Annotated in this window: 26 protein-coding genes and 3 riboswitches; of the genes, 21 read left to right on the top strand and 5 right to left on the bottom strand. The window is 42.0% G+C overall.

Annotated features, from left to right (window positions below; all coding sequences use genetic code 11):
• Positions 1 to 81 precede the first annotated feature (81 nt).
• Positions 82 to 1,761, top strand: a complete 1,680-nt coding sequence (locus tag ABIE66_RS25770) for a glycoside hydrolase family 13 protein (protein ID WP_370016749.1) — start codon at positions 82 to 84, stop codon at positions 1,759 to 1,761.
• Between the two features lie 50 nt (positions 1,762 to 1,811).
• On the opposite strand, the gene ABIE66_RS25765 is transcribed toward ABIE66_RS25770, so the two are convergent.
• Together ABIE66_RS25765 and ABIE66_RS25760 are read right to left on the bottom strand one after the other, a co-directional pair.
• Positions 1,812 to 3,263, bottom strand: coding sequence for an amino acid permease (locus ABIE66_RS25765; RefSeq protein ID WP_289326877.1), 1,452 nt, complete (start codon positions 3,261 to 3,263; stop codon positions 1,812 to 1,814).
• Positions 3,264 to 3,358: 95 nt separating this feature from the next.
• Positions 3,359 to 3,543, bottom strand: a riboswitch (Lysine riboswitch).
• Positions 3,544 to 3,788: 245 nt separating this feature from the next.
• Positions 3,789 to 4,751 carry a LacI family DNA-binding transcriptional regulator gene (locus ABIE66_RS25760; RefSeq protein ID WP_370016748.1) on the bottom strand — a complete coding sequence of 321 codons (963 nt, stop codon included), beginning with the start codon at positions 4,749 to 4,751 and terminating at the stop codon, positions 3,789 to 3,791.
• Positions 4,752 to 4,936: 185 nt separating this feature from the next.
• On the opposite strand from ABIE66_RS25760, the gene ABIE66_RS25755 reads away from it, so the two are divergent.
• The 6 genes from ABIE66_RS25755 (at position 4,937) to ABIE66_RS25730 (ending at position 10,462) form a co-directional block, all read left to right on the top strand.
• Entirely contained in the window at positions 4,937 to 5,191 is a 255-nt protein-coding gene (locus ABIE66_RS25755; RefSeq protein WP_370016747.1) for a hypothetical protein, read from the top strand.
• Between the two features lie 447 nt (positions 5,192 to 5,638).
• Positions 5,639 to 6,562 (top strand): metal ABC transporter solute-binding protein, Zn/Mn family, encoded by a 924-nt coding sequence (locus ABIE66_RS25750; protein ID WP_289326874.1) that lies wholly within the window; start codon positions 5,639 to 5,641, stop codon positions 6,560 to 6,562.
• Positions 6,563 to 6,574: 12 nt separating this feature from the next.
• On the top strand, positions 6,575 to 7,330 hold the full coding sequence (locus ABIE66_RS25745) for a metal ABC transporter ATP-binding protein (protein WP_289326873.1): 756 nt from the start codon (positions 6,575 to 6,577) through the stop codon (positions 7,328 to 7,330).
• A 10-nt stretch (positions 7,331 to 7,340) separates the two neighbouring features.
• Positions 7,341 to 8,264, top strand: a complete 924-nt coding sequence (locus ABIE66_RS25740; protein WP_370016746.1) for a metal ABC transporter permease — start codon at positions 7,341 to 7,343, stop codon at positions 8,262 to 8,264.
• Positions 8,261 to 9,142 (top strand): metal ABC transporter permease, encoded by an 882-nt coding sequence (locus tag ABIE66_RS25735; protein WP_370016745.1) that lies wholly within the window; start codon positions 8,261 to 8,263, stop codon positions 9,140 to 9,142. Before ABIE66_RS25740 ends, ABIE66_RS25735 begins: the two co-directional genes overlap by 4 nt.
• Before the next feature lie 147 nt (positions 9,143 to 9,289).
• Positions 9,290 to 10,462 (top strand): FtsW/RodA/SpoVE family cell cycle protein, encoded by a 1,173-nt coding sequence (locus ABIE66_RS25730; RefSeq protein WP_289326870.1) that lies wholly within the window; start codon positions 9,290 to 9,292, stop codon positions 10,460 to 10,462.
• An 81-nt stretch (positions 10,463 to 10,543) separates the two neighbouring features.
• On the opposite strand, the gene ABIE66_RS25725 is transcribed toward ABIE66_RS25730, so the two are convergent.
• Both ABIE66_RS25725 and ABIE66_RS25720 read right to left on the bottom strand, forming a co-directional pair.
• Positions 10,544 to 10,879: a spore coat protein gene (locus ABIE66_RS25725; RefSeq protein ID WP_289326869.1), complete on the bottom strand. Its 336-nt coding sequence runs from the start codon at positions 10,877 to 10,879 to the stop codon at positions 10,544 to 10,546.
• A 13-nt stretch (positions 10,880 to 10,892) separates the two neighbouring features.
• Positions 10,893 to 11,171: a hypothetical protein gene (locus tag ABIE66_RS25720; RefSeq protein WP_289326868.1), complete on the bottom strand. Its 279-nt coding sequence runs from the start codon at positions 11,169 to 11,171 to the stop codon at positions 10,893 to 10,895.
• A 149-nt stretch (positions 11,172 to 11,320) separates the two neighbouring features.
• Between ABIE66_RS25720 and ABIE66_RS25715 the strand changes: the two genes are divergently transcribed.
• The gene (locus ABIE66_RS25715) at positions 11,321 to 12,238 is read left to right on the top strand and encodes a proline dehydrogenase family protein (RefSeq protein ID WP_370016744.1); all 918 of its coding nucleotides are present in this window, start codon (positions 11,321 to 11,323) and stop codon (positions 12,236 to 12,238) included.
• A 50-nt stretch (positions 12,239 to 12,288) separates the two neighbouring features.
• On the opposite strand, the gene ABIE66_RS25710 is transcribed toward ABIE66_RS25715, so the two are convergent.
• Positions 12,289 to 12,420 carry a YuzL family protein gene (locus tag ABIE66_RS25710; RefSeq protein ID WP_289314483.1) on the bottom strand — a complete coding sequence of 44 codons (132 nt, stop codon included), beginning with the start codon at positions 12,418 to 12,420 and terminating at the stop codon, positions 12,289 to 12,291.
• Positions 12,421 to 12,630: 210 nt separating this feature from the next.
• Here ABIE66_RS25710 and ABIE66_RS25705 point away from each other — a divergent pair, with 210 nt between their 5' ends.
• From ABIE66_RS25705 to sufC, 13 genes are all read left to right on the top strand, one after another.
• Positions 12,631 to 15,015: a 3-hydroxyacyl-CoA dehydrogenase/enoyl-CoA hydratase family protein gene (locus tag ABIE66_RS25705; RefSeq protein ID WP_370016743.1), complete on the top strand. Its 2,385-nt coding sequence runs from the start codon at positions 12,631 to 12,633 to the stop codon at positions 15,013 to 15,015.
• A gap of 78 nt (positions 15,016 to 15,093) precedes the next feature.
• Complete coding sequence (locus tag ABIE66_RS25700; RefSeq protein WP_370016742.1) at positions 15,094 to 16,272, top strand: acetyl-CoA C-acetyltransferase; 1,179 nt, start codon at positions 15,094 to 15,096, stop codon at positions 16,270 to 16,272.
• 73 nt (positions 16,273 to 16,345) lie between these two features.
• Positions 16,346 to 18,133, top strand: a complete 1,788-nt coding sequence (locus tag ABIE66_RS25695; protein ID WP_370016741.1) for an acyl-CoA dehydrogenase family protein — start codon at positions 16,346 to 16,348, stop codon at positions 18,131 to 18,133.
• Between the two features lie 141 nt (positions 18,134 to 18,274).
• A complete protein-coding gene (locus tag ABIE66_RS25690) occupies positions 18,275 to 18,631 on the top strand; it encodes an arsenate reductase family protein (protein ID WP_289314487.1) in 357 nt (118 codons plus the stop codon).
• 95 nt (positions 18,632 to 18,726) lie between these two features.
• Complete coding sequence (gcvH, locus tag ABIE66_RS25685) at positions 18,727 to 19,110, top strand: glycine cleavage system protein GcvH (protein ID WP_125162586.1); 384 nt, start codon at positions 18,727 to 18,729, stop codon at positions 19,108 to 19,110.
• 93 nt (positions 19,111 to 19,203) lie between these two features.
• Entirely contained in the window at positions 19,204 to 19,569 is a 366-nt protein-coding gene (locus ABIE66_RS25680) for a toprim domain-containing protein (RefSeq protein ID WP_048688210.1), read from the top strand.
• Complete coding sequence (locus tag ABIE66_RS25675; protein WP_370016740.1) at positions 19,570 to 19,881, top strand: thioredoxin family protein; 312 nt, start codon at positions 19,570 to 19,572, stop codon at positions 19,879 to 19,881.
• Positions 19,882 to 20,028: 147 nt separating this feature from the next.
• Positions 20,029 to 20,135: riboswitch (SAM riboswitch) on the top strand.
• Between the two features lie 101 nt (positions 20,136 to 20,236).
• Positions 20,237 to 21,547, top strand: a complete 1,311-nt coding sequence (locus ABIE66_RS25670; RefSeq protein ID WP_370016739.1) for an O-acetylhomoserine aminocarboxypropyltransferase/cysteine synthase family protein — start codon at positions 20,237 to 20,239, stop codon at positions 21,545 to 21,547.
• A gap of 118 nt (positions 21,548 to 21,665) precedes the next feature.
• Positions 21,666 to 21,778, top strand: a riboswitch (SAM riboswitch).
• 165 nt (positions 21,779 to 21,943) lie between these two features.
• Positions 21,944 to 22,978: a methionine ABC transporter ATP-binding protein gene (locus ABIE66_RS25665; protein ID WP_370016738.1), complete on the top strand. Its 1,035-nt coding sequence runs from the start codon at positions 21,944 to 21,946 to the stop codon at positions 22,976 to 22,978.
• Entirely contained in the window at positions 22,971 to 23,639 is a 669-nt protein-coding gene (locus ABIE66_RS25660) for a methionine ABC transporter permease (RefSeq protein ID WP_289314491.1), read from the top strand. The genes ABIE66_RS25665 and ABIE66_RS25660 overlap by 8 nt, the downstream gene beginning before the upstream one ends.
• Positions 23,640 to 23,654: 15 nt before the next feature.
• A complete protein-coding gene (locus ABIE66_RS25655) occupies positions 23,655 to 24,491 on the top strand; it encodes a MetQ/NlpA family ABC transporter substrate-binding protein (protein ID WP_370016737.1) in 837 nt (278 codons plus the stop codon).
• Positions 24,492 to 24,593: 102 nt separating this feature from the next.
• Positions 24,594 to 24,797 carry a YuzK family famiily protein gene (locus tag ABIE66_RS25650; protein ID WP_081092419.1) on the top strand — a complete coding sequence of 68 codons (204 nt, stop codon included), beginning with the start codon at positions 24,594 to 24,596 and terminating at the stop codon, positions 24,795 to 24,797.
• A gap of 453 nt (positions 24,798 to 25,250) precedes the next feature.
• The gene (sufC, locus tag ABIE66_RS25645; protein ID WP_289314493.1) at positions 25,251 to 26,036 is read left to right on the top strand and encodes a Fe-S cluster assembly ATPase SufC; all 786 of its coding nucleotides are present in this window, start codon (positions 25,251 to 25,253) and stop codon (positions 26,034 to 26,036) included.
• Positions 26,037 to 26,050: the final 14 nt, after the last annotated feature.

Genomic DNA, 26,050 nt, shown 5'->3' with positions numbered 1-26,050 from the left:
GAATATTCTGAAGTTTCTCCCTTTATAATAGGGTATTGGTGTAATGATTATGTCAATGCGTTTAAAGAGGGGAGGAAAGGCATGGACAAAGCATGGTGGAAAGAGGCAGTTGTGTATCAAGTGTATCCAAGGAGTTTTATGGATAGTGATGGAGATGGGATAGGGGATTTAAACGGGATCTTGATGAAACTCGATTATTTACAAGAGCTGGGTGTGAACGTGATATGGCTATCCCCCATTTATCAATCTCCCAATGATGACAATGGGTACGATATCAGTGATTATCGATCAATCATGACTGAATTCGGGACAATGGCTGATTTTGATAGGTTGCTGAAGGCGGTGCATGAACGTGGGATGAAGATCATGATGGATCTGGTGGTCAACCATTCTTCAGATGAACATTCGTGGTTCATTGAATCCCGATCCTCAAAAGATAATCCAAAGCGTGATTATTATATTTGGAAACCTGGAAGGAATGGGGAAGAGCCAAATAATTGGGAGTCCATTTTTAAAGGTTCGGCATGGGAATATGATGAAGGAACGGATGAATATTATTTACATTTATTCAGCAAGAAACAACCTGATTTAAACTGGGAGAACCCTAAGCTCCGTGAAGAAATCTACAGCATGATGACTTGGTGGCTGGATAAGGGTGTCGATGGATTTCGGATGGATGTCATCAACTTCCTTTCAAAAGATCAGAGCTATTCAGATGGATCCGTTCATCATGAGAAGCAGTATGGTGATGGAAGCCCCTTTTTCCTGAATGGACCGCGCATACATGAGTTTTTACAGGAAATCAATCAACGGGCACTTTCTCGATATGACGTGATTACCGTTGGGGAGATGCCAGGCGTCACACCCGAGGAAGCACAATTGTTCACAGGTAAAGATCGTGGTGAGCTACATATGGTCTTTCAATTCGAACATATGGATTTGGGGTGCGGACCAGAAGGGAAATGGAGTAACGATAAGTGGAAGCTAAGCGATTTAAAGCGAATTCTTTCCAAGTGGCAGACTGGTTTGGAGGGGAATGGCTGGAACAGTTTATACTGGAACAATCATGATCAGCCCCGGGTTGTCTCAAGGTTTGGAAATGATGGAAAGTATCGTATTGAAAGCGCAAAGATGCTTGCCGCTTGTCTTCATATGCTTCAGGGGACACCTTATATATATCAAGGCGAAGAGTTGGGCATGACCAATGTTGCATTTGAAAGCATCGATGAATACCGGGATATTGAAACGTTGAATTCATATGACGAACTCGTCAATTCGCGTGGCTGGTCAAAAGAGCGGATGATGTCAGCCATTCACGCCCGCAGCAGGGATAATGCGAGGACACCGATTCAGTGGAATGACTCCCGGAACGCAGGATTCACAAATGGGAGTCCATGGATTAAGGTTAATCCCAATTTTCCCGAGATCAATGCGGAAAAAGCCTACAATGATCCGAATTCCATTTTTCATTTTTATAAAAGGCTTATCCAAATACGCAAGAATCATGAAATCGTCGTTTATGGCCGTTTTGAACTGCTCTGTCCAGATGATGAACGAATATTTGCCTATACGAGAACGTTTGAAGAAGAAAAGCTGTTAGTGCTATGCAACTTTAAAGAGGAGCCGGCCTCCTATTCTTTGCCTGAAGAGCTGCATGCATATTCTGCTACAAGGCTGATCGGTAATTATGATCAGGAAGAAGAAGGAATCTCCACCAAACCTCTGCGTCCATATGAATGTCGTGTTTATCATTTGAAATGAAAAAAGGACCTGTTCTTCCCCGTTTAGAGAAGAGCAGGTCCTTTTACGTATTATTTGGATTTAAGGTCACATTCCTCAAGGGGAATTATTTTCGTTTTATGCTTAATTTTATAGCCGAACCATAGGACGAAAAATAGAATCAAGCCAATGTAGGAAACGAACATTGAATTCCAATCGATCCCATTGCTGCTGAAGGCTTGATAGCCTTGTCCAATGATAATGATGATACAAAGGACAAGTGCGAATATAGGTCCGAATGGGAAGCCTTTGGCCCGGTATGGTAAAGCATTCATATCAAGGCCTTGAGCCACGTAGGCTTTGCGGAACCGATAATGGGCAATCGCAATCCCGACCCAGGTGACGAATCCGGCCATGCCTGAAGCATTCAATAACCAGATATAAACAACACCATCTCCGAAAAATGAAGCTAAGAATGCAACGCAGCCAACTAAGGAAGTCACGATAAGTGCATTCACTGGTACTCCTCTTTTATCTAACTTGCCAAGGAATTTCGGTGCTTTCCCATCACGTGCCAAGTCCCATAGCATACGGGTTGAAGCGTACATGCCAGAGTTACCGGCAGAGAGTACGGATGATAAAATGATCGCGTTCATGATGGATGCAGCAAATGCAAGGCCCGCACGTTCAAATACAAGCGTGAATGGACTTACGGCAACATCTTCACTCAATAAACGTGAATCCGTAAACGGTATGATCATTCCAATTACAAAAATTGCAAGGATATAGAATAAGATGATGCGCCAGAAAACGGATCTGATCGCTTTAGGGATATTTTTTTCCGGATCCTCACTTTCACCAGCCGTCACTCCAAGCAATTCCGTTCCTTGGAAAGAAAAGCCAGCTGCCATGAATACGCCTAGAATCGTGAAGAACCCCCCGTTAAAGGGACCTTCGCCCATTGTGAAATTGGAAAAACCAATTGGGTCTTTCCCACCCATGATTCCGAGTATGATCAAAACACCAGTGATCAAGAATATGACGACCGTCACGACTTTGATCATGGCAAACCAGAATTCCGTTTCCCCAAAACCTTTAACGGACATGTAATTGATAAGAAACATTGTGATTAATGCAATGGCACTCCAGATAAAGGAAGGACTATCCGGGAACCAGAACTTCATAATTAAGACAACGGCTGCTAATTCAGCGGCAATGGTGATTGCCCAGTTATACCAGTAGTTCCATCCAATCGCAAAACCGAAAGACGGATCGACGAATTTGGATGCATAGACACGGAACGAACCGGCCACTGGCATGAACGCTGCCATTTCTGCAAGACTTGTCATTAAGTAATAAACCATGATGCCGATAATCGCGTATGCCACCAAGGCACCGCCGGGTCCGGCTGAATGAATGGCACCGCCACTTGCTAAAAATAAACCTGTTCCAATCGTTCCACCTAATGAAATCATCATCAAGTGCCGCGCTTTCAGGCTCCTTTTCAATTCAGTAGGGCTTGATGCTTGTTGTGAATTTGCCAATTGATGTTACACTCCTTTTTATTGGAAGGGAACGAAATATAAAAAACAGCAGTCGAAAAAGATCGACGGCTGTTTGTAATAAACCCGTTTATCCTTCCGAAGATAGCTCCCCACGCTTTTAGAAAAAACGTGACAGTGATGTTCCTGTTCGGAAACACCGCCAGCCAAGGTATACATGGAATATACCCAAACTTCGGCAACTTATCCTTTCAAACGGAGTCTTTAATTTTCCAGAATCTCGTCCGTTTTACTTTTATAAGCTGCAGCCTCTAACTCATCGGTAAATGAGGAAGTATTCAATTTTCTTAAATCGTTGCGCCATCTTGTAATTGACGACGGACGATTATACTCATGAAATTCATGCAATAGCTAATAGATTGCTAGTAATTGAGTAAACTTTACTATATCAAAATTATAAAATAATCTCATGGATATCGCAATGATTATTTTATGTGGTTATTTTTTCCTAGTTCAAGAAAGTCTGGAAGATTTGATGATACAAAAGTAAAGCTATTCTTAGCGTTATTAAACGCTCCTTCTTTTTATAAGGGCGTATTCCAGTTTTACATGTTTGACCACTTCGGGATTCTCGAATAGATCCACTGCCATTTTCCCAATCCATTCCAGCGGTAAGGAAATGGTCGTGATTTCGAGCATTTCACTCAGGCTATCATTATTGAAGCCGAGAATGGCCACATCTTCAGGTACCCTCAAGCCAGATTTCTTAGCTGTTAGAATGAAGCCTGCCGCCGTGTCATCATTAGTGATGATGATGGCCTCAGGTTTATTCATCATCGAATTCCAATCCTGAAACAATTGTTCACCGTCTTTGATGTGATAACTGCCTTCAAACAGCCAATCTTTATTGTTTATAAGTTGATGTTTACTCATGATATCGTTAAAAGCCTTTGTACGGAGAGAACTGTTTCTGCTCTTTTTACGGCCAAGACTGTATCCGATTTTCTGATAACCTTTAGCAATCACGTATTCAAGGGCACAGGAGAAAGCTGCATAATGATCAACGCTGATGGATGAGAATTCAGCCTGGGCTGTATCTTCACATAAGATAATCGGTCCATATTTTTGATACTCCAAGAGGATTTTCATTTCCGAAATTCTTGAACAAACGATAATGCCATCGAGTTGCTTCATTTGCAGCATATCCAAAGCCTGGATTTCTTTCTCTCTTTCGTAATGGGTCTGAAAGATGACTAGATGACAGCCGATTGCATTCGCCTGTTTAGAAATTCCGTTAACGATTGCCCCGTAATATGGGTGATTGGTGAAGGGGATGATGATGCCGATAAGATTTGTTTTGCCTTTAGAAAGATGGATGGCGTTGATGTTTCTTGAATAATTCAAACGGTCAATGGCTTGTAAAACGCTCGCTCTTTTTTCAGGGCTTACATAAGGATGGTCATTCAATACACGGGACACTGTTGAGACAGATACACCAGCACTTTGAGCAATTTCTTTAATATTTGTCATGGGATCACCGTATTTTCTTTTTTTATATTGTACAGTATGAAACCCATTTCATAGCAAGAGAACACAGTGGGGCTGCTGAGGATTTCTTCAAATAAGGTCTTGTTCTGGTATGGGTTTCATCCTTTAAGATTGGTTTAAGTCTTAGAGGAGGAGGAGATCATGATGGTCCAAACTTTAATTACCCTGTGTGTACTTTGCGGAATCGAATTGGGATTGGCGTACCTGGCAATTTCATTGAAGTCGGAAAAATGAGTGGCAGCGCACATGGAATGACGGGATGCCCGTCGGGAATTACGCGATTTACTCTGTATTCCACGGCATTAGGCGTGAAATTCGCCATTTTCCTAGTGAATAATAAGGAATTACTCGTGAATTCCGCATTTACTCGTGAATTTTGGCACTTTACTCGTGAAATCCGCGCTTTTACTCGTGAATTTTGACACTTAACTCGTGAAACCCATGCATTTACTCGTGAATTTCACGTTTTCCCGCCATAAACAATCGAAATAGCCCCTCAAGTTTATTTTCACCATTAAAACTCCACAATATAAATATAACTTCATCACGTTTCATGTTATGGAAGAGGGAACTCTTCTTCATAGAAATGACTGACTGTCCGGAAGGTGCACGTGATTTTCCGGACAGTTTTTTGCTGTTTGTAAAATCATTCGGTGAACTCAGATCCCGAAGTTATTTTTGGGGATTTTTAATAAATGATTAATCTGCTTTATGAAAAAATTGTTGCACTTTTTTCATATACTTGTGTATAGTATAAAATAAGTTGTGTAGAGGAAACTTTTTAGCATTTGCGACAATGTAAAAAAATTTACGCTTAATTTTGCACATGGCAAACATTTTTAGAGAGATGAAAAAGGGAGGGAATATGGATGGGTTTTCTAAAATCTATTGGGGGCGTGCTTGCTGCATTGCTGATTTTAACGGGGTGCGGCAATGACGCGGCCGAAAGGGATAAAGGCAATAGCAAGTTGAATGTCGTTGCAACAACGGGAATGATTGGGGACTTGGTTGAGAATATCGGCGGTAAACATGTAGAGGTCACAAGTTTAATGGGACCGGGAGTCGACCCCCATCTATATAAAGCGACACAGGGTGATGTGAAGACACTGGATTCGGCTGATATGATTTTTTATAACGGTGTGCATCTTGAGGGGAAAATGACGGATATATTTGAAATGATGAGCAAGGATAAACCGACGATTGCCGTAACGGAGGATTTCAAGGAGGACCAACTTCGAAAAGTTAGTGCGACGGAACATGATCCCCACGTATGGTTTGATGTAAAGCTTTGGATAGTAGCGGCGGAAGCAGTTAAGAAAGAGTTGATTGCTACTGATCCGGACCATGAATCAAGTTATCGTGAAAATTATGAAGAGTACGTACTGCAGTTGGAGGAACTTGATAAATATGTTCAAGAAGAAATAAATGAAATACCAGAAGATCAACGGGTGCTCGTTACAGCACATGATGCTTTTGGATACTTCGGCCAGTCATATGGTCTGGACGTAAGAGGGCTTCAAGGGATCAATACATTATCGGAATATGGATCAAAAGATGTGACTGATATGCGGAATTATCTTGTAGAGAACAAAATAAAAGCGATTTTCATTGAGTCTAGCGTGCCAAGGAAGGCTATCGAGGCTGTGATTCAAGGTGCCGGGAAGCAGGGCCATAAAGTGGAAATTGGCGGTGAATTATTCTCGGATGCAATGGGTGAAAGAGGGACGGAAGAAGGAACGTATATCGGAATGGTCCGTCATAATACCGACACCATCGTTCGTGCTTTGAAATAAGGGGGAGAAAAAATGTATCAATCAGCTTTGAAGGTCGAGAATTTAACGATTGCTTATCATAAGAAACCGGTTGTTGAAGATGTCTCATTTGAGGTGCCTGAAGGGAATTTAATTGGTATCATTGGCCCCAATGGAGCAGGGAAATCCACCTTGATAAAGGGGATACTCGAATTGATTCCAAAAATATCGGGGGAAATCACAATAAAGGGATCTACTTATAAATCGATGAGGAAAAGTATCGGCTATGTACCGCAGCGGGAGTCAGTGGATTGGGATTTTCCGACCAACGCACTCGATGTCGTGATGATGGGCAGATATGGTCATCTCGGATGGCTGAAGCGACCAGGGAAGGCCGAAAAGCAGAAGGGGATGGAGTGCCTTGATAAGGTGGGGATGGCTGAATACGCTAACCGCCAAATCAGCCAGCTATCAGGCGGGCAGCAGCAAAGAATATTCCTGGCCCGTGCATTGGCACAGGAAGCGGATATTTATTTTATGGATGAACCGTTCGTAGGGGTGGATGCCGCAACAGAGAAAGCAATCATACAATTGCTGATGGAATTGAAGGAAAAAGGCAAAACCGTTCTGGTTGTGCACCATGATCTTTCCACCGTGAAGGAATATTTCGACTGGACGATGTTATTGAATAAAAAGGTGATGAAAATAGGACCGACAGAAGAAGTGTTCATTCCCGAATACTTGCAGGCAACATATGGAGGCCGCCTAGCGATACTATCAGACACAAAGTCCGGCCTGTTATTAAAATGAGGTGTACACGATGAATATACTGGATATTATTACTGATCCAAATACAAGGTGGATTTTGCTTGGCACGATGTTCCTAGGATTAAGCAGTGGGGTCATCGGCAGTTTTGCCTACCTCAGAAAGCAGTCTTTGCTTGGCGACACACTAGCACATGCAGCTTTACCAGGTATCTGTGTCGCCTTTATGTTAACTGGAGTGAAATCCACTTCCTATTTTCTTATAGGAGCTGCCCTGGCTGGCTTAGTGGCTGTTTTCTTGATCAGTGTGCTAACGCGATACAGTAAGATCAAGCAGGATGCGGCCTTGGGAATCGTCTTATCTTCCTTCTTTGGCTTCGGAATTGTCATGCTTACACAGATTCAGCAGAGCGAGTATGGAAACCAGAGTGGATTGGATACCTTTTTATTCGGGCAGACGGCTTCAATGGTCATGTCCGATGTATATATGATGATGACGGTTTCCTTTATACTCATTTTCACTTGTACCGTGTTTTTTAAAGAATTCAAATTACTATCCTTTGACCCTGGGTTTGCTAAGGGGATGGGATTGCCGGTTGTTTTTCTGGATTATTTCATCATGATGCTGATCGTGGCAGCTGTAGTGATCGGTATCCAAGCTGTAGGCGTCGTATTGATGGCATCTTTACTAATCACGCCAGCCGTTTCTGCGAGGTATTGGACGGAGCGGCTGCATATCATGGTCATCCTGTCCGGTGTATTCGGAATGTTGAGCGGTGTGTCTGGAACGTTGATCAGTACATCAGTGAATGATTTACCAACAGGACCTTTAATTGTCTTATCCGCGACGGTATGGTTTTTCTTTTCCATGCTTTTTGCACCTAAACGCGGAGTGCTTTCATCTGTATGGAGAAGGGTATCGACAAAAAAGAAATATTCTCTCGAACAGGATAGAAGGAAAAGGAGCCACTCATCATGAATGATTTTTGGATTATTTTAGTCGGAGCATTGGTGGCGAGTTCTTGCAGTGTATTAGGATGCTTTTTGATAGTCAGGAAAATGACGTTGATAGGGGATGCCATCAGTCATTCCGTTTTGCCGGGAATCGTATTGGCATTTTTAATAACCGGGACTCGTGACTCGGTTCCAATGCTGATCGGGGCAGCTGCTCTAGGTTTACTTACAGTATTCTTAATCCAGCTGTTCCAATCGTCGGGCGTTCAATCTGACGCAGCGATCGGGATTGTATTCACTTCCCTTTTTGCAATGGGGATCGTACTCGTGAGCTTGTATACGCAACAAATAGATTTTGACCTGGAACATGTCCTTTATGGCGAAATAGCCTATACCCCCTGGAACACGATGACCATCGCGGGAATCGAGGCTGGACCAAAAGCTGTTTGGATCGTCGGCGGTTGCTTCATCCTGAACCTCATCCTGATTTTCCTTTTCTTCAAACAGTTTAAACTCGTATCCTTTGATCCATCACTTGCGGCTGCAATGGGAATTCCTGTACTGTTCTTTCATTACTTATTGATGAGCCTCATTTCACTGACAACTGTAGCTTCTTTTGATAGTGTAGGTTCCATTTTAGTAGTTGGAATGCTCATCATACCTGCGGCAACGGCTTATCTGTTATCAGACCGTTTAAGCCGTATGATATTGGTCAGTATCGGGGTCGGGGTGCTAAGTTCCATCATTGGTTACTATTCAGCTACCATTATGGATGCATCGATATCCGGTTGCATGGTGGGATCGGCCGCCATATTATTCGGATTGACCTTTCTCTTTTCCCCAAGCCATGGATTGGTCAGCAGATTGCTGAAACGGAGAAAATCAAGGGAATCACATGTATAACTCCCCCTGCCTACAGGCTTCATGGAAATAACTCCGTGAAGCCTGTAAACTATTCTTCTATATAGTTGTGATTTTATTTGTTTAAAGTATAATGAATAAGTGTATTTATAGTTGTATCGCAGGAGCCTTTTTAAGGGAGAGTTAAGCATGGAAGAACAAAATAAATTTTCATCACGAATAGATTTTTCTTTGGTCACAATATTGCTGTTATTATGCGTTGGAAGTTGCTTAGCAATCTATAGTGCCCAAACGACTGGACAGTACGCTGAAAACTTCTTAATTAAACAAATTTTTTGGTATATAGTGGGGATCGGAATCGTATTAGGGTTCATCACCCTGGATTCGGATCAGCTGAAAAAAATCTCTTGGTATGCCTATGGCTTCGGATTATTTTTGCTTTTTTTGCTGATCATTATGCCAGATTCCATCGTTCCTGTCCGGAATGGTGCGAAAAGTTGGTTCATCATTCCGGGAATCGGTTCGATTCAGCCATCGGAATTCATGAAGGTTTTCCTGATCCTGGCTTTAGCGAATGTCATCTCGAACCATCATCTCAAAAACACGTTGAAAACAATTCAAACCGATATTTGGCTACTTATTAAAATCGGTCTTGTGACTGGTGCCCCCTTATTGTTAATCATGCAACAGCCGGATTTGGGTACCTCGCTTGTCATCATGTCAATCATGCTCGGAATGATTTTCATATCAGGTGTATCATGGAAGATCCTGCTGCCCATCGTTTCGGGAGGAATTGTCGTCGCTTCAGTGGTCCTATACTTCGTCCTTTGGAAGCCGGAAATCCTGGAAAAATACCTAGGGGTAAAATCATATCAATTCGGCCGTATCTATTCTTGGCTGGATCCATATAATTATGCCAGCTCCGAAGGATATCACTTAACCAAATCATTACTGGCTATCGGCTCCGGCCAGACCACAGGCAAGGGAATCGGTTCGAGGGAAGTGTATTTGCCTGAAAGTCATTCGGATTTCATTTTCAGTATCATCGGTGAAGAATTCGGCTTCATCGGATCAAGTATCATTATTTCCTTGTTTTTCCTATTGATTTACCATATAACAAAAACGGGAATGGACACGAAAAATAACTTCTATACATATATCTGTGTTGGCGTTATAAGCATGTTGACGTTTCATGTTTTTCAGAATATCGGCATGACTGTAGGCCTTTTACCGATTACGGGGATTCCGCTTCCATTTGTCAGTTATGGAGGAAGCTCGCTAATGGGGAACATGATGGCCATGGGCTTAATATTCAGCATTCGGTATCACTATAAGAAGTATATGTTTTCAACGGATATCTAAATGGAAAGCCGGCCCACCATGGGCCGGCTTTATTGGTAGCAAAAAAACAAAAGGAGCAGAATCCGCCCCCTGAATGTTTACTTATTGAAGGTTCGATCCAGAAGGAAATTGATTTTTATATCCGGAAAATTGTTGGTACGATTGGCCTAAGCTGGTAGCTTGCGCCTTTTCTAAACTATACCAGCCTTTTTCAAACATAAGGTTATAGAGCTCACGCTGCATCTCCTGATTTTCTTTTGATACGGAGAAAATGTCTTGGAATAATGCTTGGTTACTCATTTCATGCAAGGCAACGGAAAAGGAGTTACAAAAGTACTTTTCAGTTGTAAGCATATCATTTATAAAATCCCTGTCATTCATTTGCGGTGTCTTGGCTACAGGAGATTCTGGATTTTGAACTTTGTTTTCATTGGGCATCAAGAACCCTCCTTTACTGGTATTGTTGTTGACCCTGAATTTGGTCCGGGTTCAAATGTTTCAAAATGGTATCGTAATGGCGTTGATGCATGAGACCGCACCGATTTAATGCATCAATGATTTGCGGGTCCTTGCATTGTGTGGCAAAAAAATGTGCTTTTTTAATCGCATTCAGATTCCATGCAAGCATATCGGTTAAGTATAAGCTATCTTTCACCGAAACCATTTCCGGCGGCTGCTTCATAAAGCCGGTGGACTGCTGTTGGCTGTTAAACGAATTTTGCTGTTCCATCATTCTACCTCCTTAAGTGTTCTTTAAACGAACTTAATTTTCCCTTAATGAAATTTATTTATTCTTGATTCTAAATGTCTGAAAAATGAATTAAATGGTAAAATAATCTTGTGCATCTATTTTCCAAAATGATTTGGAGGGGAATGCAGATGGAAGGAATATTGAAAAATCTATTGCTTTTTTTATCAAAGAACAAAAGCATGACAAAGGCAGCGAAAAAATACGGGCTTCGGTTTGGTGCATCTCGTTTCGTGGCAGGAGAATCATTGAATATGGCATCCGGTGTGATTTCAGATCTTAACCGGAAAGGGCTTGCTGTTACCCTTGATTATTTAGGTGAATTCATTGAAGATGAACATGAAGCAGGGAAGATGGCAGATGAGTGTATCGAAGCGATTCGCATGATTGGCAGAAATCAACTGGATTCACAGTTATCCCTGAAGTTGACCTCGATGGGCTTGGATGTGTCCGAACGGGTCGTAATGAATAACATGCGGAGGATTTTGGATGAAGCTAAAGCCCATCAGGTTTTCGTGACGCTTGATATGGAAGATTTTCCGCGCTGTCAGCCAACTTTGGATGTATTCAAAAACCTAAAGTCTGAATATAATGAATTGGGGACCGTAATCCAAGCTTATCTGTATCGGACTGAGAAGGATATTGAGGAGCTGGATGCATACCATCCGAATTTAAGACTTGTTAAAGGAGCTTATAAAGAACCGAGGGAAGTGGCTTTTCCCGAGAAAAAAGATGTGGATGAGAATTTCAAGAAAATTATCAAGCAGCATTTGCTGAATGGCAATTATACCGCAGTTGCCACACATGATGATAAAATCATCGATTTTACGAGGGACTTGGTCAAAGATCAGGGAATTCCCCGGGATCGATTTGAATTTCAAATGTTATATGGCATACGCAATGAAAAGCAGCTTGAGCTTGCTGAAGAAGGATATAAGGTAAGGGTATATGTTCCTTATGGTACGGATTGGTATGGATATTTCATGCGCCGCCTTGCGGAGAGACCGGCCAATATTGCTTTCGTTTTAAAAGGCCTATTCAAGAAATAGGAAGCGAGAGCCGCCCCGGATAAGGGACGGCTGCTCAAATTAAGAAGGATTTATTTTTTAAACTGATTGTTCTGGCTGTTCACTTTATTGATTCCATGTTGACGTTCAGCGCCAGGGCCGGCATTGCCTTTAACGCTTGCTGCACTTACGGCTGCTTTAGAAGGATTATCTTTACGCTTCATTTTATAAGTCACCTCCTGCACGGTTATTTTTTACTGAACGGAGGAGAAATAACCAAAGGAATTTGGAGAAAAAAATATTTTTTTCCTGTTTAATCATTGCGGAATTTCCAAATATATTCTATATTAGTAATAAGAAAAAATATTCAAAAAATTTTTGGGTTAAAAATGAATGAGCATTCATTCAATACATTGCGTAAGGGGGATATGAACTTGGTTCGACAAATACGAAAGGCTGCTGTTCTAGGGTCAGGAGTTATGGGATCAGGGATTGCTGCACACCTTGCTAACATCGGCATTCCGACTTTATTATTGGATATTGTACCTCGTGAGCTCACTGAGGATGAAAAGAAAAAGGGTCTTACATTAGATAATAAACAAGTGCGTAACCGCATTAGCCAAACTGCGATTACTAAACTTTTAAAACAGAAACCAGCTCCGCTTTCGGCTAAGGGAAATATTGCGTTGATCGAGGCGGGAAACCTGGAAGATGATATAAGCCGTTTAAAGGATGTCGATTGGGTCATCGAAGTGGTCGTTGAGAAACTTGAGGTTAAGCAAAGTGTTTTTGCCCAGGTTGATCAGCATCGTAAACCTGGAAGCATCATTTCATCGAATACATCCGGAATTTCAATCGAAGCGATGGCAGAAGGCCGTTCGGAGGATTTTCAAAAGCACTTCCTGGGAACCCACTTCTTCAATCCGCCGCGTTATCTTAAATTGTTGGAAATCATCCCTACTGAAGCAACTTCACCAGAAGTGCTCGAATACATGAAACGATTTGGCGAAGATGTACTGGGGAAAGGTGTCGTCCAAGCCAAGGACACGCCAAACTTCATCGCAAACCGCATTGGCACTTATGGTTTATTGGTCACTCTCCGGGAAATGCAAAAAGGCGGATATAGTGTCGGTGAAGTCGATTCGGTTACAGGACCGTTGATCGGAAGGGCAACCAGCGCGACTTTCCGGACACTTGATGTAGTTGGATTGGATACCTTTGCACATGTTGCCAAAAACGTATATGACCAGGTGGATGGAGAAGAAAAAGAAGTTTTCAAAATACCTGATTTCATGAATGAAATGCTTAAGAATGGGTGGCTTGGAAGCAAGTCAGGACAAGGGTTTTTCTTGAAAAAAGGCAAAGAAATCCTTGAATTGAATCCCGAAACGCTTGAATATGATGCACGAAAAAAATTAAAAGCGCCGTCCATTGAAATGGCTAAACAGGCCAAGGGCTTGCCAAATAAAATGAAAGCGCTTGTTTATAGCGAAGACCGTGCTGGCCAATTGCTTTGGAATGTGCTGAATCCGGCGCTTGTGTATTCTGCCCAACTGCTTGGGGACATTGCGGATGACATCGTGGCAATCGACCAAGCGATGAAATGGGGATTCGGATGGTCCACTGGTCCATTTGAAACCTGGGATGCTATAGGTGTAGAGAAATCGGTAGCCCGTCTGGAAGCGGAAGGCATCTCCGTTCCGCAATGGGTAAAGGATATGCTCGCCAAGGGAATCACTTCTTTCTATAAAGAAGAAAATGGCATAGTCCACTATTATGATAATGGTGAATATAAAGAAATTGTCGAAAATCCTAAGGTGATCAATCTTAAAGCAATCAAGAAGCAAAAAGGCGTAATCAAGAAAAACAGTGGTGCAAGCTTGATAGATATCGGCGATGGAGTGGCCATTCTTGAATTCACTTCGCCGAATAATGCAATCGGTCTGGATATCATGCAAATGATCAATGCGGCGGTCGACGAAGCGGAAGCGAATTTTAAAGGCCTTGTCATCGGAAACCAAGGCAAGAATTTCTGTGTAGGCGCCAATATTGCAATGATGTTGATGGAAGCGCAAGATGACAATATTTTTGAACTCGATATGGTCATCAGCCAATTCCAAAAGGCGATGCTGAAAATTAAGTACAGTGCAGTTCCTGTAGTGGTTGCCCCGTTTAATATGACACTTGGCGGGGGTGCTGAAGTATCCCTTCCGGCTGCGCACATCCAGGCAACGACTGAAACATATATGGGACTGGTGGAAGCTGGTGTAGGTTTGATCCCTGGCGGCGGCGGGACTAAAGAACTTTATGTCAAGACATTGAGGAATATGCCGAAGGGTGTCGACTTTGATTTACAGAAAGTGGCCAACCAAGTATTTGAAACGGTCGCCATGGCAAAGGTTTCGACCTCTGCTGAGGAAGCACGCGGGAATAATTTCCTTAATTCATATGATGGAATAAGTGTGAATGCGGATCATCAACTATATGATGCGAAGCAGGCTGTCATTTCCATGTATGAACAAGGTTATACCGCTCCTGCCCGCACAAAGATTCCTGTCGTTGGTGAAACGGGATATGCCGCACTTCTCTTAGGGGCGGAATCCATGCGCCTTTCTGGATTCTTATCCGATCATGACCTTGTCATAGCCAAAGAGCTTGCATACGTCCTGGCAGGGGGGAAACTCCCGTTTGGCACGGAAGTAGATGAACAGTATATCTTGAACCTGGAAAAACAAGCGTTCCTAAAACTGATTTCGATGCCGAAATCTCAAGCAAGGATGCAGCACATGCTCGTTAAAGGGAAACCACTCCGTAATTGATGTTTAGATGAAGATATGGCCAAACCGATAAGGAAGATTAATAGATCGATAGCTTAAAATTGAGTAAGGGGGATCCTCATGAAAGAAGCGGTAATAGTAGCTGGAGCAAGGACTCCGGTAGGAAGAGCGAAAAAAGGTTCTCTAGCTAATGTACGTCCTGATGATTTAGGGGCACTTGTTGTAAAGGAAACGTTAAAGCGTGCAGGGAATTATGAAGGAACCATCGATGACCTGATTATCGGTTGTGCAATGCCTGAGGCGGAGCAAGGATTGAACATGGCGCGTAACATTGGAGCGTTGGCAGGGTTGCCTTATACAGTACCAGCCATAACCATAAATCGTTATTGTTCAAGCGGGTTGCAAAGTATCGCTTATGGAGCGGAAAGAATCATGCTCGGCCAAAGTGATACAGTCATTGCAGGCGGAGCGGAATCCATGAGCCTTTTACCAATGATGGGTCATGTAACGCGTCCGAACGCGAAACTTGCGGAAACAGCCCCGGAATATTATATGGGTATGGGTCACACTGCTGAAGCCGTTGCAAAAAAATACGGGATTTCCCGTGATGATCAAGATGCATTTTCTGTACGAAGTCATCAAAAGGCGGCTAAGGCCATTGCAGAAGGAAAGTTTTCGGATGAAATCGTACCGGTTGACGTAACCCTTCGCTCAGTGGGTCCAGATCTTAAATTAAAGGAAAAATCATTCACATTCTCACAGGATGAGGGCGTTCGTCCGGGTACGACTGTTGAAGTGCTGAAAAAACTAAGACCTGCATTCGCTGTTACAGGATCCGTAACAGCAGGGAATTCATCACAAACGAGTGATGGAGCAGCCGCGGTCATGGTCATGGATGGGGAAAAGGCCTCGTCATTGGGGATGAAACCGATTGGTAAGTTCCGCTCCTTTGCTGTAGCGGGGGTACCGCCTGAAATTATGGGGATCGGACCGATTGCAGCCATTCCTAAAGCTTTGAAACTAGCAGGCCTTGAGTTATCCGATATTGGTTTATTTGAATTGAATGAAGCCTTCGCTTCCCAATCCATTCAAATCATTCGTGAGCTGGGGCTGAATGAAGAGATTGTCAATGTAAATGGCGGAGCCATTGCCTTAGGCCATCCACTGGGATGTTCTGGAGCAAAATTGACATTAAGCCTGCTTCATGAAATGAAGCGCAGAAACCAACAATTCGGAGTTGTGACAATGTGTATCGGCGGCGGAATGGGAGCTGCTGGAGTATTTGAATTATTAGCGTAATTCCATCCCTTCCGGAAGCTGTCAACATGCTTCCGGCGGGTTTACTTTCATTAATCACTTAGGGGGAAAAAACATGTCCAATCAAACAACAGATAACCTCATTAAAGGCGGAGCTTTTTTAGTAGAAGATATTACGTATGATCAAGTGTTTACACCGGAAGATTATTCCGAAGAGCATAAAATGATTGCCAAAACTTCAGAGGATTTCGTGGTGAATGAAATTCTGCCGCAGGTTGAACATTTAGAAAACCATGAATTCGACCGTTCTGTAAAATTACTGAAGCATGCAGGTGAACTCGGTTTACTTGGTGCTGACGTTCCTGAGGAATACAGCGGATTGGGTCTTGATAAAATCAGTTCGGCATTAATTACAGAAAAAATGGCACTTGCAGGCGGCTTCGGAATTACGCATGGTGCACACGTAGGTATCGGATCTTTGCCGATCGTATTATTCGGAAATGAAGAACAAAAGAAAAAATATCTCCCTTTACTGGCAACGGGTGAGAAAATTGCTGCGTATGCCTTAACGGAACCAAGCTCAGGTTCAGATGCTTTGGGGGCAAAAACGACTGCGAAATTGAATGCTGAAGGAACACACTATATTTTAAATGGTGAAAAACAATGGATTACAAATGCAGGTTTTGCAGATGTCTTCTGTGTATACGCCAAAATCGACGGCGAACAATTCTCTGCTTTCATTGTAGAGCGTGATTATGAAGGTGTATCAACTGGTGCTGAAGAGAAGAAAATGGGCATCAAAAGCTCATCTACACGTACATTAATCCTCGAAGATGTTCATGTACCCGTCGAAAACCTTTTGGGTGTAGCCGGAAAAGGGCATGTCATTGCTTTCAATATCCTGAATATTGGCCGTTATAAATTAGGCGTGGGTGCTGTCGGCGGATCTAAACGTGCCCTTGAGATTACAGCTGCTTATACGAATCAACGCCAACAGTTCAAAACGAAAATTTCCGATTTTAACTTGACGAAAGAAAAACTTGCAACAATGGCGTCTAAAATTTATGCAGCAGAAAGCTCTGTATACCGTACTGTTGGCCTTTATGATCAAAGGCAAAGCAAATTGACTGATGAGCAAGTGAAAGATGGGAAATCAATGGCAGCTGCAATCGCTGAATATGCAATTGAGTGTTCATTGAATAAATTCTTCGCTTCCGAAGTATTGGATTATGTTACGGACGAAGGCGTACAGCTTCATGGCGGTTATGGTTTCATGCAGGAGTATGAAATTGAAAAAGCATATCGTGATTCCCGTATTAACCGGATTTTTGAAGGTACAAATGAAATCAACCGATTGCTTGTACCGGGAACTTTCCTGAAGAAAGCACTTAAAGGGGAATTGCCGCTTCTTCAAAAGGCTCAAGGCCTGCAAGAGGAATTAATGATGATGATGCCGGAAGAGCCTGGCGATGAGCCATTGGCACAAGAAAAAATGCTTGTTAGAAACGCTAAGAAAATCGGTATTTTGGCAGCTGGCCTTGCTGCACAGAAATACGGCAATAAGCTTGATCAAGAACAAGAAATCCTCTCCAATATTGCTGATATAGCATCCCTTGCATATGCAGCTGAATCCGTGGTATTACGTACGGAAAAAGCAATTGCGGCTACAGGGCTGGAGAAGAACAAACAAAAAGTGCTTTACACGGAAATTTTCGTTCAGGAAGCTTTCAATGAAATAGAACAGCATGCAAAGGAAACGTTAATTGCGGTGGAAACAGGCGATACCCTTCGCATCATGCTTTCTTCACTTCGCAAGCTGACAAGACACAATCCAATCAATGTCATTGCGAAAAAACGTGAAGCTTCCGTTAAGGTAATCGAAACGGAAAAATATGCACTTTAAGCAATGAATCAGAATCTGTAAAGGGAATGCCCGTAAAGGCATTCCCTTTATTTCCTTTCATGAAATCGCAATGGAAATTCAAAAGACATTTCGTTGTATTGCGTGGTGAAAACGGGTATTCTATTGATAGGTGGTGAAATGATGGGCTTAACATTATATTGGTACCCAAAATGCGGCACATGCCGTAATGCGAAGAAGTGGCTGGATAATCATGAACTGCAATATGAAGCGATTCATATAGCGGAAAATCCGCCTTCGCGAACTGAAATAGAACAACTATATAAAATCAGCAATTTGGAATTGAAGAAGTTTTTCAATACTAGCGGTCAAAAATATCGGGAGCTAGGCTTAAAGGATAGGCTGAAAGAAGCTTCTGAAGCAGAGATGCTTGATATATTGTCCACAGATGGCATGCTTCTGAAAAGGCCGATTGTTACGGATGGTACCAAAGTGACGGTAGGTTTCAAAGAAGAGCAATTCGAACAGGTTTGGAACTGAAATTTTACAAAATATTTGGTTAATTCCTTACTTAAACAATAAATCTACCTTATAATGGAATAGATAAAATAAGATGTACATATGGAGGGTTTATAATGACAACAACACCAAAAGAACTTCGTTACACTAAAGAACATGAATGGGTCAAAACCGAAGATGGAACAGTGCGCATTGGAATTACAGCTTTCGCCCAGTCCGAGCTTGGGGACATCGTCTTCGTTGAGCTTCCAGAAATCGGGGATGAACTGAAAGCGAACGAACCATTTGGAAGTGTTGAATCCGTTAAGACCGTTTCAGAGCTGTATGCTCCTATCAGTGGCAAGGTTGTTGAAGTAAACGAAGACTTAAGTGACAACCCTGAATATGTAAATGAATCTCCTTTTGAAAAAGCATGGATGATCGTGCTGGAACCATCAAATAGCAGTGATATTGAAAACCTGATGAGCGCTGAAGAATATGAGAGTTTGATTAACGGTTAAAAACGAAGGAGAGGGGGGACTGAAAAGGCCTGCTCTCTTTTTCATTTTGTACAATCGCAGTTGCGCACATAATTCGTGAGATGGAGTGATGACATGGAATGGGGCGAATTCGATAAAGTGATCATTGTAGAAGGCAGTTCCGATAGAAGAAAAGTTGCCTCCGTTTTAAATGAAGATGTGGAAATTAGATGTACGAATGGGACCATATCATTAACTAAGCTTGATGAATTGGTGGATGAATTGATGGACCGTGATGTTTATCTCCTTTTTGACGCAGATGAATCAGGAGAAAAGCTCCGGAAGCAATTCCGAAGGGAAATGCCGGAAGCGAACCACCTGTATATTAATAAAATGTACAAAGAAGTGGAGAGCTCACCTGAACATCATATCGCAACTGTGCTTTTATCTGCCAATATGAATGTTAAAATGAAATTTTTAAGTCAAAGGGTGAACGACTAATTGATTCAGGAATGGAAAGAAGAAGAGTGTAAGCTTGCCGTTGAACAAGGGGAAACATTTTGCTTATATTTATATACGCCATTATGCGGCACCTGTCAGGTGGCTTCCAAGATGCTGACGATATCCATGGAACTTTTCCCGGAACTGAAGGCAGGTAAAATGAATATGAATTATGTTCAAGCTATTGCCGAATCATATGAAATTGAAAGTGTCCCGTGTTTATTGTTTTTCAAAGAAGGGCAGCTGCACAGAAAAATATATGCCTTTCAATCCGTTCCTTATTTATATGGATTGCTTAAGGAAATCAGCTGAAAAACCAATCAGAAACGGATTGGTTTTTTTAGTTGTGGACAAGTGGCGGCCAAATTGGAATTGAACAAAGAATATTCTAACAATTCATTGACTGATTAATTCTAAAATGTTATATTTTGTATTAAGAAAGCATCCTGAATTTAATAGTTCTTATCAAGAGTGGCGGAGGGACTGGCCCGACGAAGCCCGGCAACCGGTATAAATTTATATACGGTGCTAATTCCAGCAGAGTGTTAGCTCTGAAAAGATGAGGTGCGTTTTTAAAACCTCTTCTTTTGGAAGTGGTTTTTTTGTTTTGAAAGGCCCGGTTTCAATATAATTCCTACTAAATCCATAGAGAAAGAGGAGAAATAGTATGTCAGAGAAAAAGTTGCGTTTCGAAACATTGAGTGTTCATGGCGGTCTGCAAGCTGATGAAACAGGTGCACGTGCAGTCCCTATCTACCAAAGCAATGCATACTTGTTCAAAGACACTGACCATGCAGCGAATTTATTTGGCTTAAAGGAGAATGGCTATATATATACACGACTACATAATCCCACGGTCAGCGTTTTTGAGGAAAGAATGGCCTTATTGGAAGGCGGTATCGGCGGATTGGCAACAGCAAGCGGAATGGCTGCCATCTCACTGTCAATCCTGAATATTGCCGGTGCAGGGGATGAGATCGTTTCAGCCTCCACTTTATATGGCGGTACGTATAATCTTTTTGAAAACACTCTTCCGAAATATGGGATTAAAGTGAAGTTCGTTTCTCCTGATGACCCTGAAAATTTCAAAAGGGCGATAACGCCAAGAACTAAAGCCATATTTGCCGAAACAATCGGAAATCCAAGTTTGAGGGTCCTTGATATCGAAGCGGTAGCTGACATTGCCCACAATGCCGGGATACCTTTAATCATTGATAATACCTTCGCTACACCGTATCTATGCAGACCAATTGATTTTGGAGCGGATATTGTCATCCATTCCGCTACAAAATGGCTTCTGGGAAATGGAACCACTTTAGGCGGTGTCATCGTGGATGGAGGGAAGTTCGATTGGAACTCACCAAACTACCCTGGCTTTACGGAGCCTGATCCAAGTTACGACGGTCTGGTATACGCCGAGGCAGTTGGACCAGCCGCTTTTATAACGAAAGCCCGAGTGCAGTTACTTCGTGATTTAGGCCCTGCGCTAAGTGCCCAAAGCGCATTCCAGTTTACGCTTGGACTTGAAACGCTGCATGTAAGGATGAAAGAGCATCTTTCGAACACGAAGTCTGTACTTCAATATTTGAAAAATCACCCTGCCGTGACTTGGGTTTCGCATCCTTCTAATGAGGATCATCCCGATAAAGCCCTTGCGGATAAATATTTGCCCAAGGGAGCAGGATCCGTTGTGACTTTTGGAATTAAGGGAGACCGCGAAGCCGGGGCGAAACTTATCAATTCGGTGGAATTATGGTCCCATGTAGCGAATGTAGGGGATGCGAAGAGTTTGATCATCCACCCTGCCAGTACGACCCATCAGCAATTGAATGATGCAGGTCTGGCGAAAGCGGGTGTGCGTGCTGATCAAGTCCGTTTATCCATTGGGATTGAAAATGTAGAGGATTTAATAGAAGATTTGGAGCAGGCAATTGAAAAAGCGACGAATATCGTCTCCTTGACTTCTAAAACGGTTTAAGCAAAAAGTCCTGGGCATTCTTGAACTAGAAATATTATACATTGCGCTCCTTTTTTATCTATGATAAAATTTCAACATACTAAAGAACTTAATGATATACAAATATTCTATATATTAGCTCTTATCAAGAGAGGTGGAGGGATGTGCCCGATGAAACCCGGCAACCGACAAGGAGATTTCCTTGGAAAGGTGCCAATTCACACAAAGTTTAATCACTTTGGAAGATGAGAGGAAGGCCTGTTTCTTCACCTGCCTTTCTGCTCATGCAGAAAGGTTTTTTCTATTTCAGTAGGAAAAACCTTTGCATGAACTGCAAAATTGGTAGTGGAAACAGATAATAATGTAGAGAAATTAACTAAGTTCATAGGTTTTATTGGATAAAAGAGGTGAGGATTAATGATTACATTGACAAAAGTCAGTAAGCTGTTCCGAACAGGAAAAGGAAGCAGTGAGACGATCAAGGCTGTAAATAATGTGAATGTTGAAATAAATAAAGGCGAGATTTTCGGTATTATTGGTTATAGTGGAGCGGGGAAAAGTACTTTGATCAGGATGCTCAATGGATTGGAAACACCGTCAGAAGGATCCGTTGTGGTGGCTGAGAAGGAAATTTCAAAAATTAAAGGTGCTCAGCTTCGTAAGGCCCGTCAAGAAATCAGCATGATTTTCCAACATTTCAATCTATTATGGTCCAGAACCGTTCAGGAAAATATATCCTTCCCGTTGGAAATTGCTGGAGTTTCAAAATTTGAACGCACCAAACGTGTGAACGAATTGATCAAGTTAGTCGGACTGGAAGGCAGAGAAAAGGCATATCCTTCGCAATTAAGCGGAGGGCAAAAGCAACGGGTGGGAATAGCCAGGGCTCTAGCGAATGATCCTAAAGTGCTGCTGTGTGATGAAGCGACTTCTGCCTTGGATCCGCAGACTACCGACTCTATACTCGAATTGCTTGTTGACATCAATCAGCGTCTCGGGTTGACGATTGTCTTGATAACACATGAAATGCATGTAATACGTAAAATCTGTCATCGTGTGGCTGTGATGGAAAGCGGGCAAGTTGTTGAACAGGGACCTGTCCTGGATGTTTTCAAGAATCCTAAAGAACAAATGACGAAGCGTTTCGTGCAACAGGTGACGGAACCAGAAGAAACGAAAGAAACGATGGACCATCTGCTCGAACGCTTTCCTGCAGGCAAAGTGATTCAATTGACTTTTGTAGGTGATCATGCAGAAAGCCCGTTGATAACTAAGCTCGTACGTAACTTCGAGTTGGATGTCAATATCGTTCAAGGTAAAATATCGCAAACCAGAAGCGGTTCATATGGAACGTTGTTTATCCATCTTGATGGCAAAGAGGATGAAATGCTCCGCGCAATCGAATTCATTAAAGCACAGCAGGTAGGCGTGGAGGTGATTACTCATGCTTGAAGAATTATTGCCGAATGTTGATTGGGAAGACATTATTGAAGCAACGAAAGAAACGCTTTATATGACAAGTATCTCTGTGGTGGCAACCTTTTTTATAGGCATATTATTAGGATTGATCCTGTTCTTGACAGGGAAGGGGAATATGTGGGAAAACCGGGCAATCAACGCGGTCATCAGTGCTGTGGTTAATATATTCCGTTCCATTCCATTTCTTATTTTGATCGTGCTGCTCATTCCTTTCACTAAAGCGCTTGTCGGTTCCATGATTGGAGAGAACGCTGCACTGCCGGCACTTATTATCGGTGCGGCACCGTTTTATGCACGTATGGTTGAAATCGGCCTCCGTGAAATCGATAAAGGTGTAATTGAAGCCGCTAAATCGATGGGGGCAAAAACGAGCACGATCATTTGGAAGGTCCTTCTTCCGGAGTCGATGCCTGCCCTTATTTCCGGGATTACGGTAACATCGATTGCATTGGTTGGATATACCGCAATGGCCGGGGTCATCGGCGCAGGCGGACTTGGTAATCTTGCCTATCTGGAGGGCTATCAAAGAAATCAAAATGACGTTACGCTTGTAGCGACTATCGTTATTCTAATTATCGTCTTCATAATTCAAATTATTGGAGATGTGATTACATCTAAATTGGACAAAAGATAAAGGGAGATGAAAAGGATGAAAAAGTTTTTAGGATTTGCATTGATTTTAGTGTTATCCATCGCTTTGGCTGCTTGTGGAAGTGAAAAGGATAAAGGCGGCAGTGAAACGGAAAAAGAATCCAAGAAATTAGTTGTAGGGGCATCCAATGTTCCGCATGCTGAAATCCTTGAGGAAGCTAAGCCGCTTCTTGAAGAAAAAGGAATCGAATTGGAAATCGAAACATTCCAGGACTATGTGTTACCAAATAAGGCTTTAAACGATAAGGAATTGGATGCTAACTATTTTCAGCACATTCCTTATTTAGAATCACAAATTAAAGAAAACGGATATGATTTCGTTAATGCAGGCGGAATCCATATCGAGCCAATAGCTCTATACTCACAAAAATATAAAACCATCGAAAAACTTCCTGATGGGGCAACGATCATTCTAAGCAGCTCTGTCGCTGATCATGGGCGTGCTTTATCCCTTTTGGAAAAGAATGGCCTGATCACTTTGAAAGAGGGAATCGATAAAACGACAGCTACAACTAAAGACATCGTTGAAAATAAGAAAAACCTTAAATTCGATTCTGAATATGAAGCGGCTCTGCTTCCTAAAATTTATGAGAGCGGCGAAGGCGATGCTGTTTTGATCAACTCCAACTATGCGATCGATGCAGGTTTGAATCCGATTGAAGATTCAATCGCCATTGAAGATTCTGAATCACCATACGTGAATGTCATCGCTGTAAACAAAGGTGACGAAAACAAAGAAGCAATCAAAGCGCTTGTAGAAGTATTGCATTCTAAAGAAATTCAAGATTTCATCCTTAAAGAATACAAAGGTGCAGTTGTACCGGCGGATAAATAATTCAACAATGACGACCTGATGTAATTCAGGTCGTTTTTTCATGTTTATATATGATAGTAAAAGGGTAGAGAATGATTGAAGGTAATAAAATGATACACAAATTTGAAAGGATGGTTCACTATCAATACTCTGGATTTAAATGTAACAAGCGAAATGGAAAAGGCGATGCAGTCTTCACATGGGATTGGCTACAGTGAGTACAGTAGAAACTTAGACCTCCGTATCGAGGTTGAGAAAGAACGAGATAGGGAACATGAAAAATGCAACAAAATGGTCCTGGACCTGCAACGCAAAATTCACGGCTAAGCATATAAAAGAGTTCTTTAAAAGATCGGTCTGTAGAGGTAAAATGGTAAGTGGTCCAGAAAATAAGGGTTTCCTTATTGGATGAACTTACATAATGCCTTACAGTCCGATTTTTTTATTTTCAAAGCGGAACGTTCATACCATCCGATCGACTCTTTCGGACATATATTAATAAGAACGAAGGTTTGCCGAATAATAAGATAATTTTAACAAAAGCTAAAATAAGGCTTAATATGCTGTAAATAGGCTATATCTGTTAGTATGGTAAGAATAGGACAGGTTTTTAACATGTAAGAAGTGGAAACACCTTTCTATATTAGTTGATTCCAAATTGGATTTGTTATAAAATTGGAATGAGAATAAAATGAGAATGGTTTTACGTAAATTTATAGTAAAGAAAGTAATCTTTACTTTCTGGTAATAAAATAGGAATTAGTTCACGGAGGTATTATTATGTCAGCTTCTACATTAACGGTTAAAGATCTTCACGTATCAATTGAAGGCAAAGAGATTTTAAAAGGGGTAAACCTTGAAGTTAAAGGTGGGGAAATCCATGCGATCATGGGACCAAATGGAACTGGTAAATCCACTTTATCATCAGCGATCATGGGTCACCCTAAATATGAAGTAACAAGCGGAAGCATCACATTCGATGGTGAAGACGTATTGGAAATGGAAGTCGACGAGCGCGCTCGTGCAGGCCTATTCCTAGCTATGCAATATCCAAGTGAAATCAGTGGTGTTACAAACGCTGACTTCCTACGTTCTTCCATTAATGCACGCCGTGAAGAAGGCGATGAAATTTCATTGATGAAATTCATTCGTCAAATGGATCAAAAAATGGAATTCCTTGAAATGGATGAAGATATGGCGCAACGCTATCTGAATGAAGGTTTCTCCGGCGGAGAGAAAAAACGTAACGAGATCCTTCAATTAATGATGATCCAACCTAAAATTGCAATTTTGGATGAGATTGATTCAGGTCTTGATATCGATGCACTTAAAGTCGTTTCAAAAGGAATCAACGAAATGCGCGGAGAAGACTTTGGATGCTTGATCATCACTCACTACCAACGTCTATTAAATTACATCACTCCTGATTATGTACATGTAATGATGCAAGGACGTGTTGTTAAATCAGGCGGTCCTGAACTTGCTGCCCGCTTGGAAGCGGAAGGTTATGATTGGATCAAACAAGAATTGGGCATTGAAGACGAAACTGTTGGCGAAGAAGCGTAAGTAGGAGGATTTGC

Source organism: Peribacillus sp. B2I2 (assembly GCF_041261685.1).
GTDB lineage: Bacteria > Bacillota > Bacilli > Bacillales > DSM-1321 > Peribacillus.
This window is presented reverse-complemented; position numbering and strand designations above follow the sequence as displayed.

What these genes read in the sequence shown, in the direction of transcription:
- ABIE66_RS25710 (WP_289314483.1), bottom strand. Translation starts at nt 12,420, where the DNA reads ATGAAGCGTAAAGATAATCCTTCTAAAGCAGCCGTAAGTGCAGCAAGC.
- sufC (WP_289314493.1), top strand. Translation starts at nt 25,251, where the DNA reads ATGTCAGCTTCTACATTAACGGTTAAAGATCTTCACGTATCAATTGAA.
- ABIE66_RS25700 (WP_370016742.1), top strand. Translation starts at nt 15,094, where the DNA reads ATGAAAGAAGCGGTAATAGTAGCTGGAGCAAGGACTCCGGTAGGAAGA.
- ABIE66_RS25715 (WP_370016744.1), top strand. Translation starts at nt 11,321, where the DNA reads ATGGAAGGAATATTGAAAAATCTATTGCTTTTTTTATCAAAGAACAAA.
- ABIE66_RS25680 (WP_048688210.1), top strand. Translation starts at nt 19,204, where the DNA reads ATGGAATGGGGCGAATTCGATAAAGTGATCATTGTAGAAGGCAGTTCC.
- ABIE66_RS25660 (WP_289314491.1), top strand. Translation starts at nt 22,971, where the DNA reads ATGCTTGAAGAATTATTGCCGAATGTTGATTGGGAAGACATTATTGAA.
- ABIE66_RS25730 (WP_289326870.1), top strand. Translation starts at nt 9,290, where the DNA reads ATGGAAGAACAAAATAAATTTTCATCACGAATAGATTTTTCTTTGGTC.
- ABIE66_RS25665 (WP_370016738.1), top strand. Translation starts at nt 21,944, where the DNA reads ATGATTACATTGACAAAAGTCAGTAAGCTGTTCCGAACAGGAAAAGGA.
- ABIE66_RS25735 (WP_370016745.1), top strand. Translation starts at nt 8,261, where the DNA reads ATGAATGATTTTTGGATTATTTTAGTCGGAGCATTGGTGGCGAGTTCT.
- ABIE66_RS25760 (WP_370016748.1), bottom strand. Translation starts at nt 4,751, where the DNA reads ATGACAAATATTAAAGAAATTGCTCAAAGTGCTGGTGTATCTGTCTCA.
- ABIE66_RS25750 (WP_289326874.1), top strand. Translation starts at nt 5,639, where the DNA reads ATGGGTTTTCTAAAATCTATTGGGGGCGTGCTTGCTGCATTGCTGATT.
- ABIE66_RS25740 (WP_370016746.1), top strand. Translation starts at nt 7,341, where the DNA reads ATGAATATACTGGATATTATTACTGATCCAAATACAAGGTGGATTTTG.
- ABIE66_RS25770 (WP_370016749.1), top strand. Translation starts at nt 82, where the DNA reads ATGGACAAAGCATGGTGGAAAGAGGCAGTTGTGTATCAAGTGTATCCA.
- ABIE66_RS25745 (WP_289326873.1), top strand. Translation starts at nt 6,575, where the DNA reads ATGTATCAATCAGCTTTGAAGGTCGAGAATTTAACGATTGCTTATCAT.
- ABIE66_RS25670 (WP_370016739.1), top strand. Translation starts at nt 20,237, where the DNA reads ATGTCAGAGAAAAAGTTGCGTTTCGAAACATTGAGTGTTCATGGCGGT.
- ABIE66_RS25695 (WP_370016741.1), top strand. Translation starts at nt 16,346, where the DNA reads ATGTCCAATCAAACAACAGATAACCTCATTAAAGGCGGAGCTTTTTTA.
- ABIE66_RS25725 (WP_289326869.1), bottom strand. Translation starts at nt 10,879, where the DNA reads ATGCCCAATGAAAACAAAGTTCAAAATCCAGAATCTCCTGTAGCCAAG.
- gcvH (WP_125162586.1), top strand. Translation starts at nt 18,727, where the DNA reads ATGACAACAACACCAAAAGAACTTCGTTACACTAAAGAACATGAATGG.
- ABIE66_RS25655 (WP_370016737.1), top strand. Translation starts at nt 23,655, where the DNA reads ATGAAAAAGTTTTTAGGATTTGCATTGATTTTAGTGTTATCCATCGCT.
- ABIE66_RS25690 (WP_289314487.1), top strand. Translation starts at nt 18,275, where the DNA reads ATGGGCTTAACATTATATTGGTACCCAAAATGCGGCACATGCCGTAAT.
- ABIE66_RS25720 (WP_289326868.1), bottom strand. Translation starts at nt 11,171, where the DNA reads ATGGAACAGCAAAATTCGTTTAACAGCCAACAGCAGTCCACCGGCTTT.